Source organism: Rudaeicoccus suwonensis (assembly GCF_007829035.1).
Classification (GTDB): Bacteria; Actinomycetota; Actinomycetes; order Actinomycetales; family Dermatophilaceae; genus Rudaeicoccus; species Rudaeicoccus suwonensis.
In genome coordinates this window covers 319,085-335,077 of the sequence record NZ_VIVQ01000001.1, presented here as the reverse complement: position 1 = coordinate 335,077, position 15,993 = coordinate 319,085, and the positions used below count along the sequence as shown (strand labels likewise).

The 15,993-nt window shown below is 67.4% G+C and carries 15 protein-coding genes; 2 read left to right on the top strand and 13 right to left on the bottom strand.

Features of this window, described 5'->3' with window-relative positions:
* Positions 1-17: 17 nt before the first annotated feature.
* From nuoK to BKA23_RS01560, 13 genes are all read right to left on the bottom strand, one after another.
* On the bottom strand, positions 18-317 hold the full coding sequence (gene nuoK / locus BKA23_RS01620) for an NADH-quinone oxidoreductase subunit NuoK (protein WP_145224889.1): 300 nt from the start codon (positions 315-317) through the stop codon (positions 18-20).
* On the bottom strand, positions 314-1,108 hold the full coding sequence (locus BKA23_RS01615) for an NADH-quinone oxidoreductase subunit J (RefSeq protein WP_145224887.1): 795 nt from the start codon (positions 1,106-1,108) through the stop codon (positions 314-316). The genes nuoK and BKA23_RS01615 overlap by 4 nt, the downstream gene beginning before the upstream one ends.
* Positions 1,105-1,737, bottom strand: a complete 633-nt coding sequence (nuoI, locus tag BKA23_RS01610; RefSeq protein ID WP_145224885.1) for an NADH-quinone oxidoreductase subunit NuoI — start codon at positions 1,735-1,737, stop codon at positions 1,105-1,107. Before nuoI ends, BKA23_RS01615 begins: the two co-directional genes overlap by 4 nt.
* Positions 1,730-3,127 carry an NADH-quinone oxidoreductase subunit NuoH gene (gene nuoH / locus BKA23_RS01605; protein ID WP_145224884.1) on the bottom strand — a complete coding sequence of 466 codons (1,398 nt, stop codon included), beginning with the start codon at positions 3,125-3,127 and terminating at the stop codon, positions 1,730-1,732. The genes nuoI and nuoH overlap by 8 nt, the downstream gene beginning before the upstream one ends.
* A complete protein-coding gene (locus BKA23_RS01600) occupies positions 3,124-5,661 on the bottom strand; it encodes an NADH-quinone oxidoreductase subunit G (protein ID WP_145224882.1) in 2,538 nt (845 codons plus the stop codon). The genes nuoH and BKA23_RS01600 overlap by 4 nt, the downstream gene beginning before the upstream one ends.
* Positions 5,658-6,974 carry an NADH-quinone oxidoreductase subunit NuoF gene (nuoF, locus tag BKA23_RS01595; RefSeq protein WP_145224880.1) on the bottom strand — a complete coding sequence of 439 codons (1,317 nt, stop codon included), beginning with the start codon at positions 6,972-6,974 and terminating at the stop codon, positions 5,658-5,660. The genes BKA23_RS01600 and nuoF overlap by 4 nt, the downstream gene beginning before the upstream one ends.
* Positions 6,974-7,855 (bottom strand): NADH-quinone oxidoreductase subunit NuoE, encoded by an 882-nt coding sequence (gene nuoE / locus BKA23_RS01590; RefSeq protein ID WP_145224879.1) that lies wholly within the window; start codon positions 7,853-7,855, stop codon positions 6,974-6,976. Before nuoE ends, nuoF begins: the two co-directional genes overlap by 1 nt.
* A complete protein-coding gene (locus BKA23_RS01585; protein WP_145224877.1) occupies positions 7,852-9,213 on the bottom strand; it encodes an NADH-quinone oxidoreductase subunit D in 1,362 nt (453 codons plus the stop codon). The genes nuoE and BKA23_RS01585 overlap by 4 nt, the downstream gene beginning before the upstream one ends.
* 68 nt (positions 9,214-9,281) lie before the next feature.
* A complete protein-coding gene (locus BKA23_RS01580; RefSeq protein WP_145224875.1) occupies positions 9,282-10,067 on the bottom strand; it encodes an NADH-quinone oxidoreductase subunit C in 786 nt (261 codons plus the stop codon).
* 34 nt (positions 10,068-10,101) lie between these two features.
* Positions 10,102-10,656, bottom strand: a complete 555-nt coding sequence (locus tag BKA23_RS01575) for a NuoB/complex I 20 kDa subunit family protein (RefSeq protein WP_145224873.1) — start codon at positions 10,654-10,656, stop codon at positions 10,102-10,104.
* A gap of 61 nt (positions 10,657-10,717) precedes the next feature.
* Positions 10,718-11,080 carry an NADH-quinone oxidoreductase subunit A gene (locus BKA23_RS01570; protein WP_145224871.1) on the bottom strand — a complete coding sequence of 121 codons (363 nt, stop codon included), beginning with the start codon at positions 11,078-11,080 and terminating at the stop codon, positions 10,718-10,720.
* A 49-nt stretch (positions 11,081-11,129) separates the two neighbouring features.
* On the bottom strand, positions 11,130-12,443 hold the full coding sequence (locus BKA23_RS01565; protein WP_145224869.1) for a geranylgeranyl reductase family protein: 1,314 nt from the start codon (positions 12,441-12,443) through the stop codon (positions 11,130-11,132).
* Positions 12,444-12,563: 120 nt separating this feature from the next.
* A complete protein-coding gene (locus BKA23_RS01560) occupies positions 12,564-13,259 on the bottom strand; it encodes a demethylmenaquinone methyltransferase (RefSeq protein WP_145224867.1) in 696 nt (231 codons plus the stop codon).
* Between the two features lie 189 nt (positions 13,260-13,448).
* On the opposite strand from BKA23_RS01560, the gene BKA23_RS01555 reads away from it, so the two are divergent.
* The gene (locus tag BKA23_RS01555; protein ID WP_145228080.1) at positions 13,449-14,705 is read left to right on the top strand and encodes an isochorismate synthase; all 1,257 of its coding nucleotides are present in this window, start codon (positions 13,449-13,451) and stop codon (positions 14,703-14,705) included.
* A 263-nt stretch (positions 14,706-14,968) separates the two neighbouring features.
* Positions 14,969-15,868 (top strand): C1 family peptidase, encoded by a 900-nt coding sequence (locus BKA23_RS01550; protein WP_211841562.1) that lies wholly within the window; start codon positions 14,969-14,971, stop codon positions 15,866-15,868.
* The last annotated feature ends 125 nt before the right edge of the window (positions 15,869-15,993 follow it).

The following is a 15,993-nucleotide window of genomic DNA, read 5'->3' as shown; positions in this document are numbered from 1 at the left end:
CGAAATGTCTCCTGAACTCACAGCTTCAGCAGGTTGGCGTCGTCAACCGATGCCGACCTGCGTGCGCGGAAGATGGCCATGATGATCGCGAGGCCGACGACGACCTCAGCGGCGGCCACCACCATCACGAACAGTGCGATGACCTGGCCGTCGAGCGTGCCGCGCATCCTGGCGAACGTCACGAACGCCAGGTTGGCGGCGTTGAGCATCAGCTCCACGCCCATGAACACGATGATCGCGTTGCGGCGCAGCAGCACCACAGCGGTACCGATGGCGAACAGCACCACCGACAGGTAGAGATAGCTGGTGACGGTCATCGCTGGTCCCCGATCTCCTTGTGCGACATGTCGCCTGCCTCTGTCTCGATCTCCGTGGCGGTCTCGACGAGGGTGGCGGCCTGACCGACCTGGCCCCGGGCGCGCAGGACACGCGACACCGACAACTCACTCGGCGAGCCGTCCGGCAGCAGCGCCGGGGTGTCGACCGAGTTGTGCCGGGCATAGACACCCGGCACCGGCAGACCCGCGACGTTGACGCCCTCGCGGATGCGGGTGCGCGACCAGTCGGCCTGCGAGGCCTTCGGGCGCAGCCGCTCGCGGTGGGCCAGCAGCATCGCGCCGAGCGCGGCGGTGATCAGCAGCGCCGAGGTCACCTCGAATGCCCACACGTAGGGGCCGAAGATCAGGTTGGCGATGCCGCTCACGTTGCCCTGGCGGTTGACGGCGGTCAGCCCGGTCGTCGGGCCGAAGGCGATGTTGGCGACGCTGACCAGCAGGCTGGTCATGACCGCGAGCGACAGCAGCAGACCGGCGACCCGCTGACCCTTGATCGTCTCGACGAGAGAGTCGGAGGAATCGACACCGACCAGCATGATGACGAACAGGAACAGCATCATCACGGCACCGGAATAGACGAAGATCTGTATGACGCCGAGGAACTCGGCCTGCTCGGCGATGTAGAACACACCGAGGGTGATCATCGTCAGCGCCATGCCCATCGCTGCGTGCACCGCCTTGCGGGCGAACAGCAGGGCGAGGGCGCCGATCACCGACAGCGGCGCGGCGAAGAAGAACAGCGTGCCCTCGGCGCCGCCCAGGTGGGTTCTCATACAGCACTCTCCTGGTCTTCGTGCTCAGCGCTGGTGTGCTCGGCGACCCACTGCTCCTGGGCGGGGGTGGGCCCGGAGACCTTGCCCTGGTAGTAGTCGCGCTCCTCCATGCCCTCGACCATCGGGTGCGGGGCAGGCAGCATGCCCGACTGCAGCGGCGCCAGCAGCTGATCCTTGGTGAAGATCAGGTCGGCGCGATTGTTGTCGGCGAGCTCGTACTCGTTGGTCATCGTGAGCGCACGGGTCGGGCACGCCTCGATGCACAACCCGCAGAAGATGCAGCGCAGGTAGTTGATCTGGTAGACGCGGCCGTAGCGCTCACCGGGCGAGAAGCGCTCGCCGGCGGCGTCGTCATTGCTCGCGCCCTCGACGAGGATCGCGTCCGCGGGGCAGGCCCACGCGCACAGTTCGCAACCGACGCACTTTTCCAGACCGTCGGGGTGACGGTTGAGCTGGTGACGACCGTGGTAGCGCAGCTGAGTGGGCCGCTTCTCCTCGGGATACTCCTCGGTCTCGACCTTGCGGAACATGGTCGCGAAGGTCACCCCGAAACCGGCCACCGGCGCGAACAGCTCGGACAGGAAGCCGCCGGATTCCTTGGCGGTGTCGCTCTTGTTGTCCTCAGCCACGGTCCACCTCACTTTCGGTCGCTGTGGTCTGCTGGGCAGATTCGTTGGGGGCCGGACGGGCCGCGGCGAGCGCGGGCACCGGCTCCACCAGGCGCTGGCCGGGCAGCGGCGGCACCGGGTAGCCACCCGCGAACGGGTCGACCTCGGCCGGCGGCGTGCTCACGGCGTTCTCCTTGGCCGCAGCCTTGTAGTCGACGATCCAGGCACCTGCCACGACGAGCACGATGATCACCGCGACGACATACAGCGTGGACGCATGGATGTTCCTGCCTCCCAAAGACACCATCTTGTGCCCGAGGAAGCCCTCGTCGGATGCACGCAGGAAGGCGACCGCGACGACCCACAGCAGGGTGCTCGGAATCAGCAGCTTCCAGCCCAGGCGCATGAACTGGTCGTAGCGGACGCGGGGCAGCGAGCCACGCAGCCAGACGAAGAAGAACATGAACAGCCACAGCTTGATGGTGAACCACAGCAGACCCCACCAGCCGCCGTTGAACAGGCCGCCGTCGATGGCCGCGATTCCGGGAGGCGCCTGCCAACCGCCGAGGAACAGCGTGGTCGCCAGCGCCGAGACGGTGAACATGTTGACGTACTCACCGAGGAAGAACATCGCGAACTTCAGCGAGGAGTATTCGGTGTGGAAGCCACCGGTCAGTTCGCCTTCGCCCTCGGCGAGGTCGAACGGCAGACGGTTGGTCTCACCGACCATGGTGATGATGTAGACGATGAAGGAGAAGAAGGCCGGGATGCAGTACCACAGGCCCTTCTGCGCCAGCACGATCTGGCTGGTCGACATCGACCCGGCGTAGAGGAAGACCGCGACCAGCGCGAGGCCCATCGCGATCTCGTAGGAGATCACCTGGGCGCTGGAACGCAGACCACCCAGCAGCGGGTAGGTCGATCCGGACGCCCAGCCGGCCAGGACGATGCCGTAGACGCCGACACCTGCGACGGCCAGCACCAGCAGCGTGGCAACGGGGGTGTCGGTCAGCTGCAGCGGCGTGTAGTGGCCGAACATCCAGACGTTGCCGGACAGCGGGATGATCGCGAACGACACGAAGGCCATGGCCCCGGCGATGGTCGGCGCCAGGATGAACATCAGCTTGTCGGCCTTGCGCGGGATCAGGTCCTCCTTCAGCGCCAGCTTCACACCGTCGGCGAGGGTCTGCAGCAGACCGAACGGGCCGGTGCGGTTGGGGCCGGGACGCTGCTGCATCCGGCCGATGACGCGGCGTTCGAACCAGATCACGATCAACGTGTTGATCAGCAGGAACACGAACAGCAGCACGGCCTTGATCAGCGACAACCACCACGGGGTGTCGTTGAAGTTGGCTGCCGGGTTGTCGGCCGAGGCGGCCAGCACAGGCCCGGCCAGCGAGACGACGCTCACTGCTGACCCTCCTTGTCGTCGCTGGAGTGGTGCAGGTCGGCGGTTGCCTTGGCGAGGGTCACGATGGAGCCCGCGTCAGCGCCCAGGGCACGCCGGACGGCGCTGCCCTCGGAGTTGGTCGGCACCCACACGACATGATCCGGCATGGCGGTGACGACCACCGGCAGGGTGATCTCGCCGGTCTTGGTCGACACCGTGAGACGGTCCCCGTCGAGCACACCGACGCCGTCGGCGGTCGCGGCCGAGACCCGGGCGACCGCTGCGTGTGCGGTGCCGGCCAGGTAGGGCTCGCCCGCCTGCAGGACACCCTCGTCGAGCAGGTGGGTCCAGGTCGCGAGCACCGCCTCGCCGATGAGCGGCCGCGGGATCGCGGTCGGACGCACCCGGGGACGCGCGGCGCGCTCCCCCGTCCACGTGCCGAGTTCGGCGAGCTCACTGCGGATCTGCTCGACCGAGCGGGTGCCGAGGAACTCACCCAACTCGGCTGCGAGCAGGTCGAGGGCTCGGTGATCAGGTATGTCGGTGCTCTCGATCGCCTTCTCGAACAGACGGACCCGGCCCTCCCAGTCCAGGAAGGCGCCGTCCTTCTCCTGCTGCGCGGCGACGGGCAGCACGACGTCGGCGTGTGCCTGCACCGTCCCGTTGCGCAACTCGAGCGAGACGACGAAGGCTGCGTCCAGTGCGGCGCTCGCGGCCTGCGGGTCGGGCAGGTCGTCGACGTCGACACCGGCGACGACCAGAGCGTCGAGCTCGCCGGCAGCGGCCGCTGCCACGATCGCCGCCGTGTCGCGACCGGTCGTGCCGGGCAGATTCGACTCGCCCCAGACCGTCTCGACCTGAGAACGTGCAGCGGCATCGGTGACCGGGCGGCCGCCGGGCAGCAGCCCACCGATCGCGCCGGCTTCGAGCGCACCGCGCTCACCGGCGCGACGCGGCACCCAGGCGACACGGGCGTCCCTGGCCTGCGCGAGCGCAAGCACGGACGACAACGCGCCGGGCACGGTCGCCATACGTTCGCCGACCACGATCACGGAGTCGGCGTCGATGCGGCCGGCGATGTCGGCGAACTCACCGGTGCCTGCGGCGATGGCGTCGAGCACCTCGGCCTCGGTGCCGGGTGCTGCCGGGATGAGCGTGCCGCCCATCTTCTCCAGACCCCGCGTCACGTATGGCGCGATCGACAACACGGCGGTGTGCTGCTTGCGGAAAGCCTTTCGCAGCCGCAGGAAGATCATCGGTGATTCTTCCTCAGGCTCGAAGCCGACCAGCAGCACCGAGCGCGCGTCCTCAAGGTCCGCGTAGGTCACGGCAGCCGCCGCGCCTTCGCCCTCGGGACCGGTCGCGACGACCTGGTGGGCGAGGAAGTCGGCCTCCTCGGCCGAGTGCGGCCGGGAACGGAAGTCGATGTCGTTGGTGCCGAGCGCCAGTCGCGTGAACTTGCTGTAGGCGTAGGCGTCTTCGACGGACAGCCGGCCACCGGTCAGCACGCCCACGCCGTTCCCCGCCTTGGCCTTTGCCAGACCGGCGGCGGCCACCTGCAGCGCTTCTGGCCAGCCGGCAACGCGCATCGTGCCGTCCTCGGACCGCACCAGCGGAGTGGTGAGGCGATCGACCGTGGCGTACTTGAACGCCCAGCGGCCCTTGTCGCAGTTCCATTCCTCGTTGACGTTGACGTCTTCCAGCGCCATCCGGCGCAGCACGACACCGCGACGGTGGTCGGTGCGGATCGAGCAGCCGCTGGCGCAGTGTTCACACACCGACGGCGTCGACATCAGGTCGAACGGCCGGGAGCGGAACCGGTATGCCGCGCCGGTGAGCGCACCCACCGGGCAGATCTGCACGGTGTTGCCGGAGAAATAGGACTCGAACGGCTTTTCTTCGTAGATGCCGACCTGCTGCAGGGCACCCCGCTCGATCAGCGCGATGAACGGATCACCGGCGATCTGGTCGGAGAACCGGGTGCAGCGGGCGCACAGCACGCAGCGTTCGCGGTCGAGCAGCACCTGGCTGGAGATGTTGATCGGCTTGGGGTAGGTGCGCTTGATGTCCTCGAAGCGCGAGCGGGCCCGGCCGTTGCTCATCGCCTGGTTCTGCAGGGGGCACTCGCCGCCCTTGTCGCACACCGGGCAGTCGAGCGGGTGGTTGATCAGCAACAACTCCATGACGCCGTGCTGCGCCTTGTCGGCGACCGGGGAGGTCTCCTGGGTGCTGACCACCATGCCCGCGGTGGCCTCGAGGGTGCACGACGCCTGTGGCTTGGGCATCGCGCGCAGCGAGCCGTCCGGGCCGGGCGTCGAGACGTCGACCAGACACTGGCGGCACGCGCCGATCGGGTCCAGCAGCGGATGGTCGCAGAAGCGCGGGATCTGCACGCCGATCTTCTCGGCGGCGCGGATCACCAGAGTGCCCTTGGGCACGCTCACGTCGACGCCGTCGACGGTCAGGCTGATCTCGTCCGGCGCGATCGGCGGTGCGGCATTGCCACCCTTGTCGACGGCGTTGCCGCCGGCGGAGGGGGAGGTGACGGTCGTCATACGGACGCGGTCTCCTTCGTGTCGAAGAGCACGCTGCGCTCGGGCGGGAAGGCTTCCCACCACGGGGTGTGCATGCCGGTCTCGAACTCCTCGCGGAAGTACTGCACCGCGGAGGTGACAGGGCTGGTGGCGCCATCACCCAGGGCGCAGAAGCTGCGGCCGAGGATGTTGTCGCAGATGTCGACCAGCTTGTCGATGTCGTCCTGAGTGCCCTTGCCCTGTTCGAGGCGGACCAGGATCTGCTTGAGCCAGAAGGTGCCTTCACGGCACGGGGTGCACTTGCCGCAGGACTCGTGGGCGTAGAACTCGATCCAGCGGCTCACCGCACGCACGACCGAGACGGTTTCGTCGAAGATCTGCAGCGCACGGGTGCCCAGCATCGAGCCTGCCGCTGCCACGGACTCGAAGTCCAGCGGAACGTCCAGATGCTCGTCGGTGAACAACGGGGTGGACGAACCACCGGGCGTCCAGAACTTCAGCCGGCGACCGTTCCGCATCCCGCCGGCCATGTCAAGCAGCTCGCGCAGGGTGATGCCCAGCGGGGCTTCGTACTGGCCGGGGCGCGTCACGTGACCGGACAGGCTGAAGATGCCGAAACCCTTGGACTTCTCGGTGCCCATGCCGGAGAACCAGTCGGCGCCGTGCAACACGATCGGCGGAACCGAGGCGATGGACTCGACGTTGTTGACGACAGTGGGTCGCGCGTAGAGGCCCGCGACCGCTGGGAACGGAGGCTTCAGTCGGGGTTGACCGCGACGACCTTCGAGGCTGTCCAGCAGCGCGGTTTCTTCGCCGCAGATATATGCGCCCGCACCCGCGTGCACCGTCACGTCGAGGTCGAAGCCGCTGCCGTGGATGTCGGTGCCGAGGTGGCCTGCGGCATACGCCTCTTCGACTGCGCGCAGCAACCGGCGGTAGACGTGCACGGTCTCACCGCGCAGGTAGATGAAGGCGTGGTTGCAGCCGATGGCGTATGACGTGATCGCGACTCCCTCGATGAGGAAGTGCGGTGCCGCCATCATCAGCGGGATGTCCTTGCAGGTGCCCGGCTCCGACTCGTCGGCGTTGACCACGAGGTAGCGCGGGCCGCCGTCCGGCTTCGGCAGAAAGGACCACTTCAGGCCGGTGGGGAAGCCGGCACCGCCTCGACCGCGCAGCCCGGAGTCCTTGGTCATCGCGACCAGGTCCTCCTGCGGGGTGCCGAGCGCTTTGCGCAGCGCCTGGTAGCCCTCGTGCTTGTTGTAGGTCTCGATGGTCCAGGACTGGGGGTCGTCCCAGAACCGGGTGAGGATCGGCGTAAGTGTCGTGGCCATCAGTTCTCGTCCTTCGCGGACTCGGGAGTGCCATGCCCTTCGGCACCCGAATGTGCCTGACCTGGTTGCGGGTTCGCGCCCGCGTCGTTGCTGGTGGCCTCGGCCTGGTGCTCGCCGCGAACCTCGTCGCCGCTGCCCGGGGCCTGCCAGCCGTGCTGCTTGGCGACCTCAAGGCCCTCGAGCGAGGGACCGCCGGCGCCGACACCTTCGTCGGCCAGGCCGTCGGAGAATCCGGCCAGCGTGCGCGAGACCTGCTTGAAGGTGCAGACCTTGTTCGGACCACGACTGGGTCGGACGTCCTTGCCGGCGCGCAGGTCGTCGACCAGTTGCTTGGTGGACTCCGGGGTCTGGTTGTCCATGAACTCCCAGTTGGCCATGACCACGGGCGCGTAGTCGCACGCCGCATTGCACTCGACGCGCTCGAGGGTGATCTTGCCGTCCTCGGTCGTCTCGTCGTTGCCGATGCCCAGGTGTTCGGAAACCGCGTCGAAGATCAGGTCGCCGCCCATGATCGCGCACAGGGTGTTGGTGCAGACACCGATGGTGTATTCGCCGTTGGGGTGACGCTTGTACTGCGTGTAGAAGGTCGCAACACCCGACACCTCGGCGTCGGTGAGGTCGAGCTTCTCCGCGCAGAACGTCACGCCACGACCGGTGATGTATCCGTCGACGCTCTGGATCAGGTGCAGCATCGGCAGCAACGCCGAGCGTTTGACCGGGTAGCGAGCGACGATCGCGTCGGCGTCGGTGTGCAGCGCGGCCAACTGCTCCGGGCTGTATGCCGTCTCACTCGCGTGCAGCGGAGTCTTTTCGTGGAAGGGAGCCTTGGTGTCATGCTCCACGTGCGCCTCCGGGTGGCCCTGGCCAGTGGTGGTGCTCATCGGTCAACTCCTCCCATCACCGGGTCGATGCTCGCGACCGCGACGATGACATCGGCGACCGAGCCGCCTTCGCTCATCGCGGCGACGCCCTGCAGGTTGTTGAAGCTGGGGTCACGGAAATGCACCCGGTAAGGACGCGTGCCGCCGTCGGACACGACGTGGCAGCCCATCTCGCCCTTGGGGCTCTCGATCGCGGCGTACGCCTGGCCCGGGGGAACCCGGAAGCCTTCGGTGACCAGCTTGAAGTGGTGAATCAGCGACTCCATTGATTCGCCCATGATCTCGCGGATGTGGTTGAGGCTGTTGCCCTGACCATCGGATCCGACGGCCAGCTGCGCCGGCCAGGCGATCTTCTTGTCCTCGACCATGACCGGGCCGGGCTCGGCGTCGAGGCGCTCGATGGCCTGCTCGACGATGCGCAGCGACTGGTGCATCTCGTCGATGCGCACCCGGAGGCGGCCGTAGGCGTCGCAGGTGTCGCGGGTGGCCACCTCGAAGTCGTAGGTCTCGTAACCGCAGTAGGGCTCGGCCTTGCGCAGGTCGTGCGGCAGACCGGTCGCCCGCAGGATCGGCCCGGTCATACCCAGCGCCATACAGCCGGTGAGGTCGAGGAAGCCCACGTCGACGGTGCGGCCCTTGAGGATGGGATTCTCGTTGAGCAGCAACTCGAGTTCGTGCAGGCCCTTGCTGACCAGCGGCACTGTCTCGCGCAGCTTGTCGATGCATCCGGCCGGGATGTCCTGGGCGACGCCACCGGGGCGGATGTACGCGTTGTTCATCCGCAGACCGGTGATCATCTCGAAGACACTCAGGATCCGCTCACGCTCACGGAAGCCGATCGTCATGACGGTCGTCGCGCCCATCTCCATGCCACCTGTGGCAAGGCACACCAGGTGGGAGGTGATGCGGTTGAGTTCCATCATCAGCACGCGTATGACGCTCGCCCGTGTGGGGATCTGGTCGGTGATGCCGAGCGCCTTCTCGACCGCGAGGCAGTACGACGCCTCGTTGAAGATCGGCATGACGTAGTCCATGCGCGTGCAGAAGGTCACGCCCTGGGTCCAGGTGCGGAACTCCATGTTCTTTTCGATGCCGGTGTGCAGGTAGCCGATACCGGCACGGGCCTCGGTGACGGTCTCGCCGTCGAGCTCGAGGATCAGGCGCAGCACGCCGTGCGTCGACGGGTGCTGCGGGCCCATGTTGACCACGATGCGTTCTTCGTGCAGCGCGGCCGCCTCGTCGACCAGGTCGTCCCAGTCGCCGCCGGTCGCGTTGAGCACCGTGGTGTCGTCGTCGGTGTCGCCCGGGGTCGAAGCCCCGAAGGCGTCGTCTTTTGCGGTCGTCGGGTTGGCACTCATGTTGTCTGTCGCGCCTCTGCCCCTCGCTCCGGGCCTCGCTGCGCTCGTGTCCTCACTCGGGTCGGCACTCACTTGTACGACCTCCGATCATCTGCCGGGGGCACCGTCGCGCCCTTGTATTCCACCGGGATTCCGCCGAGCGGGTAGTCCTTGCGCTGCGGGTGGCCGGGCCAGTCGTCCGGCATGAGGATCCGGGTCAGCGCGGGGTGACCGTCGAAGACGATGCCGAACATGTCCCACGTCTCGCGCTCGTGCCAGTCGGCGCCGGGGTACACCGGGACGATCGAGGGAATGTGGGCGTCACCGTCCGGCGCCGTCACCTCGAGGCGAACGCGCTTGCTGCCATTGGTGATCGAGTGGAAGTGGTAGACCGCGTGCAACTCGCGGCCGGTCTCCTGCGGGTAGTTGACCCCGGAGACACCGAGGCAGGTCTCGAACCGCAGGCTCGCCTCGTCACGCAGTGCCTGCGCCACCACGGGGAGATGCTCGCGCTGCACGAAGATCGTGAGTTCGCCACGATCGACGACCACGCGCTCGATCGCCGCGTCTGCTGCGGCCGAGCCGAGCGCGCTGATCAGGTCGTCGACGATCTGATCGAAGTAGGAACCGTAGGGGCGGGTGGCCGCACCCGGGAACAGCACCGGACGGTTCAGGCCGCCGTACCCGGAGGTGTCGTTGCCGAGCGACGAACCGAACATGCCGGTGCGGTGCGCGACCTGCACAGGTGCGTCGTGGTCGAGTTCGCGACCGGCGACCGCGCCGGACTGAACAGCCTCGGTCTCCGGCTTGGGCTCGGTCGGGGGCGTCTTGACCGGTCCGGTCACCGGGTCGGTGGTCGGCTTGTCGTTGCTCATACCCGGCCCTCCAGCTGGTGTGCGCGCTGCGCTGTCACGCCAACAGTCCCTTCATCGCGTGCGTCGGGGTGGCGTTCAGCGCGGCCTGTTCGGCGGCGCGGGCGGCCTCCACCCGGTTGACACCCATCTTGGTGCCCTGGATCTGCTTGTGAAGCTCGAGAATCGCGTGCAGCAGCATCTCCGGACGTGGCGGGCAGCCGGGCAGGTAGATGTCGACCGGTATGACGTGGTCGACACCCTGCACGATCGCGTAGTTGTTGAACATGCCGCCGGAGCTGGCGCACACACCCATCGAGATCACCCACTTGGGTTCCGGCATCTGGTCGTAGACCTGACGCACGACCGGCGCCATCTTCTGGCTGACCCGGCCGGCCACGATCATCAGGTCGGCCTGGCGCGGGGTGGCGCTGAAGCGCTCCATGCCGAAGCGCGCGATGTCGTAGTCGGGGGTGCCGACAGCCATCATCTCGATCGCGCAGCACGCCAGCCCGAAGGTCGCCGGCCACACCGAACTCTTCCGCATGTACCCCGCGACCTGCTCCACGGTGGTGAGCAGGAATCCGGCGGGCAGCTTCTCTTCAAGACCCATGACTAGCAAGCCCTCGCTTCGCTGTTGAAGTCGGTCACGTCGCTGGTGCGGTGCACTCGGATCAGTCCCACTCGAGGCCGCCGCGACGCCATACATAGGCGTAGGCGACGAAGACGGTCAGCACGAACAGCACCATCTCGACCAGGGCGAACAGGCCCATCCGGTCGAAGGACACCGCGAACGGGTACAGGAACACCGACTCGATGTCGAAGACGATGAACAACATCGCGGTCAGGTAGTACTTGATCGGCACGCGGCCACCGCCGTCGGCATGCGGGCTCGGCTGGATGCCGCACTCGTAGGCGTCGACCTTGGCGCGGTTGTAACGCTTGGGGCCGGTCAGCGCCGCCATACCGACCGAGAAGGCCGCGAAGACGAACCCGATGCCCGCGAAGAACAACAACGGTGCGTAGGAGTAGCTCATCGCACAGATTCCTTCCGTATGACGCTGCTGGTGCTATCGATACAGCCGCTCATGCCGCTGGCACAACCTTCGACAGGACCGACATGACGCGATCGTCCAGTTTGCCGCCGTGCTCGTCGCCGAGATTGGCCATGACCTTCAGCAAGACTTGCATCATCGTCTTGCGCGGAAGGCCGTAACGCACGGCGAACTTCATCACGTCGGGATTGCCGATCAGTTGGGCGAACAGACGGCCCACAGTGAAGTACCCACCGAGCGCGTCCTTCATCACCCGGGGGTAGGTCTGCAGCACGCGCTCACGGCCGGCGTCGTCGGTGCGCGCGAAGGCCTGCGCGACGACCTCGGCGGCCAGCCTGCCGGACTCCATCGCATAGGCGATGCCCTCGCCGTTGAACGGGTTGACCATGCCGCCGGCATCGCCGACCAGCAGGAGCCCGTCGGCGTAGTGCGGCTGCCGGTTGAAGCCCATCGGCAGCGCGGCACCGCGGATCGGACCGGTGATGGTCTCCTCGTTGTAGGTCCACTCCTCCGGCATCGTCGCGACCCATTGACGCATGACGTCCTTGTAGTCGGTGCGACCGAAAGCACTGGAGGTGTTGAGGATTCCGAGGCCGACGTTGCTGGTGCCGTCGCCGACGCCGAAGATCCAGCCATACCCGGGCAGCAGCACGCGCTTGCCGGACGGGTCGGTGGTCCACAGCTCCAACCACGACTCGAGATAGTCGTCGTCGTGGCGCGGGCTGGTGTAGTACGCACGCACCGCGACGCCCATCGGGCGGTCTTCGCGCTTCTCGCGGCCCATCGCGAGCGACAACCGCGAGGAGTTTCCGTCGGCAGCGATCACCAGCGGTGCGTGATAGGCCAGCTTGCGGCCGGTGGGGCGCTCGTCGGCACCCATCTCCTTGGCCTCGACGCCGATGATCGCGCCGGTGCGCTCGTCACGAATCGCGCCGTTGACGTTGACGCCCTCGCGCAGCCGGGCGCCGTGCTTGACGGCGTGGCGGGCCAGGATGTCGTCGAAGTCCTGGCGGGTGCGGACCAGGCCGTACGGCGGAAAGCTGGCCACGTCGGGCCAGTCCAGCTGCAGGCGCATGCCGCCGCCGATGATGCGCAGGCCCTTGTTCTTGATCCAGCCGTCGTTCTCGGGCGTCGGGATGCCGAGGGTGATCAACTCACGGACCGCGCGCGGAGTCAGGCCGTCGCCGCAGACCTTTTCACGGGGAAAGTGCGTCTTCTCCAACAGGAGGACGTCAAGGCCGGCCATGGCCAGGTAGGCAGCTGTGGCAGACCCACCCGGGCCGGCGCCGACGATGATGACGTCAGCGGTCTCGTCCGGGGCATGCGAAAGGCCGGGGAGGCTCACAGGTGAATCTTTCTAGCTTGTGAAGGACTTCACGAACCCCAGCACTGTATTCCTCGGCTCGATTGCTTCCCTACTAAGGCATTCCTAAGTGCCGAACCTGCGCGCGAGCGTCGCGCCAGGTCAGGCCGCCTTGGTGCCGCGGTGCAGTGCGACGACGCCGCCGGTGAGGTTGCGCCATTCGACCTCGGACCAACCGGCGGTCTGCAGACGGTGCGCCATACCTGCCTGGTCGGGCCAGGCCTGGATGGACTCGGCGAGATAGACGTAGGACTCGGCGTTGGAGCCGACCCGTCGCGCGATCTTGGGCAGAGCACCCATGAGGTATTCCGAGTAGACCTTGCGGAACGCACGGTTCACCGGGGTGGAGAACTCGCAGATCACGAGCACGCCGCCGGGCTTGGTGACGCGCTGGAACTCGCGCAGCGCGAGGACCGGGTCCTGAACGTTGCGCAGCCCGAAGGACATCGTCACCGCGTCGAAGACGCCGTCGGCGAACGGCAGGCGCATCGCGTCGGAGGCAGTGAACGCCAGGTCGGGGCGACGCTTCTTGCCCTGTCGCAGCATCCCGAGGGAGAAGTCGGCCGGCACGACGTGCGCACCGCGGGCGTCGAAGGGCTCGCTGCTCGTGCCCGTGCCCGCGGCGATGTCGAGGACGATGTCACCAGGTCGCGGATCGACCGCGTCGAGCACCACCTTGCGCCAGCGCCGGTCCTGGCCGAGGGACAGCACGTCGTTGGTCAGGTCGTAGCGCGCAGCGACGTCGTCGAACATCCGGGCGACTTCGGCGGGGCGCTTGTCGAGCGTGGCGCGATTCATAGGCGCCATCCTCGCGCATGGCCGCTGTGCCATGCCTTGGCCCATCCTGTCGGGTCGGTATGACGAGGCTCGTTCCGCGCGGCGGCGGGCTGAAGGTGGTGCGGTCGGGCGCAGTCAGGTGCGGCGGTCGGCACCGGGCACGTGATGCTGATCGCCGGATCCGCGGGCGTAGTGTTGCCGGTCGTGACCATGCCGCTCCTTGCTTCGAGTTCGCCGCTGGTGGTGCGCACCCGGCGGATCGCCGACCCGGGCGATCTCGTCGCCCTGCTGCCTGCCGGTGCCGAACACCCCGTGACCTGGTTGCGCGAAGGCGACGGTTTCGTCGGGTGGGGACGAGCGGCGGCAATCCACACGACGGGCACCTCGCGGTTCGCCGATGCCGAAGCCTGGTGGCGCGACCTGGTCGACAGTGCAGTGGTGCGGGCCGAGGTCAGCCTGCCGGGTTCCGGCCTGGTCGCGGTCGGCTCGTTCGCGTTCTCCGCGGCCTCCCCCGCCGGCGGGATCCTGCATGTGCCGAGCACGGTGGTGGGGCGACGTGACGGCGTCTCGTGGGTCACCACCGTCAGTGCTCCGGCCCATCTGCCGGGCGAGGTCCAACTTCGCCGGAGCGCGCCACCGTCGGCTCCGGTGGTCACCGGTTCCCACGACGGCGCACTGACCGGTGAGCAATGGACCGAGGCGGTCGCCGCCGCCGTGTCGCGCATCCAGCGTGGCGATCTGGACAAGGTCGTCATGGCAAGGGACATCGTGATCGACACCGGCACGGCGATCGATCCACGCCACCTGCTGGGCCGACTGGCAGCGGCATACGACAACACGTGGACCTACAGCGTCGACGGGCTGATCGGGGCGACCCCGGAGATGCTGCTGCGCCGCGAGAAGGGGCTGGTCACCTCGCGAATCCTGGCCGGCACGATTCGCCGCACCGGCGACGACGAGCACGACCTGGCGCTTGCCGGCTCGCTCGCGCGGTCGAGCAAGGACCTGGAGGAGCACGAGTACGCCGTCCGTTCGGTCGCCGACGCGCTCCGGCCGCACTGCTCGTCGATGAATGTCCCAGAGTCGCCGTTCGTGCTGCACCTGCCCAACGTCATGCACCTGGCGACGGATGTCGCAGGGGTGTTGCACGAAGACGTGTCCTCGCTGGACCTCGCCGCGTCACTGCACCCGTCCGCCGCGGTGTGTGGGACGCCGACGCTGTCAGCGCGCGACGTGATCGCCGAGCTGGAGCAGATGGACCGCGGGCGGTATGCCGGGCCGGTCGGCTGGATCGACGCCGACGGTGATGGCGAGTGGGGTATCGCGCTGCGCTGCGGGATCATCGAAAGCTCTTCCCGGATAAGACTTTTCGCGGGTTGCGGCATCGTCGCGGGTTCCGAGCCGAGTGCAGAACTGGCCGAGTCCGAGGCCAAACTGCTGCCCATGCGGCACGCCTTGGGCGAGTAATTCCGCGAGCCGCCGCTACGGCGACCCCCGCGCCCCGTGCGGTCCAACCGTCGAGTGCGTCAGTGTTTCGTCGGCGCTACGTCTTGCGTCGGTCGCGATCGCGCGGCGCGCGTCAACAGATTGCCAATTTACGGCCAGAGCTGGGTCAGCAATCGACAAGACCCCTGCCGTGGCGGGCGCATGTGCCCATACGTTCCCGTTCACCACCATTCCCCTGCTGCCAGCTCACCCGCTTCGAGCAGCGCTCTCCGGAGGTTGAACCCATGCGCAAGACTCCCCTGCTCGGCGCGATCGCCGCAGTCGGTGCCCTGACCCTGACCGCCCCGCAAGCGATGGCCGCGCCGAACGCAGCGACGCCGTCACACCGCACGACCGGCGTCATACAACACGTCCGGCACGGCATGGGCCTGAACATCGCGCTGGCCGAGTCCATGAAGCACCGCAACACCAGCAGCGGCCGCGCGCTCGCGGTGCACGCGCTCGACAGCAGCTCGGTGCCGTCCAGCTACAGCCTCGAGTCGTATGCCCTCACTCCGGGCAACCAGGGCCAGGTGGGGTCGTGCGTGACGTGGGCGACGGGTTACTCCGGCTACGGCATCCTCATGAACGAGGAAGGCATCTCGGGTGCGCCGATGGCGCCGATGTACATCTATTCCCAGATCGTCTCCGACGACGACAACGGTCAGGACGACGGGACCACCGCCTCCATCGCTCTGCCGATGGAGCAGCAGCAGGGCATCGACACACAGTCGGACTACACCCAGGGCACGACCGACTACACCGATCTGCCCACACAGTCCGAGATCACCAACGCCGCCAACTACGAGCTGTCCGGATTCCAGGACCTCACCACCTCGGGCGACCTGCAGACCAACATCGAGAGCGCGATCTCGCAGGGCGAGCCGGTGGTCATCGGATTCAACGCCCGCAGCAGCTTCGAGAATCTCAACAGCAGCGACTACAACTACGACCCGTCACCCAGCGAGGCGGTCATCGGCGGGCACGAGGTCACCATCGTCGGCTACGACCAGACCGGCGTGACGATCGAGAACAGCTGGGGAACCGACTGGGGCGACAACGGCTTCTTCACCGCGCCGTGGTCGTTCATCACCGGCAGCGACATTTCCGAGGTGCACGCGATGGGCGCCCTCGTCCAGAACTGACCGCCAGAACTGACCGCAACCAGAACTCACTGCAACCAGAGCCGACCGCAGCTCGAGACTGACTGCAGAGGGGCACACCGAGGTTCGAACCACCCACCGCTGACTCTGCACTGCCCCAGCGACAT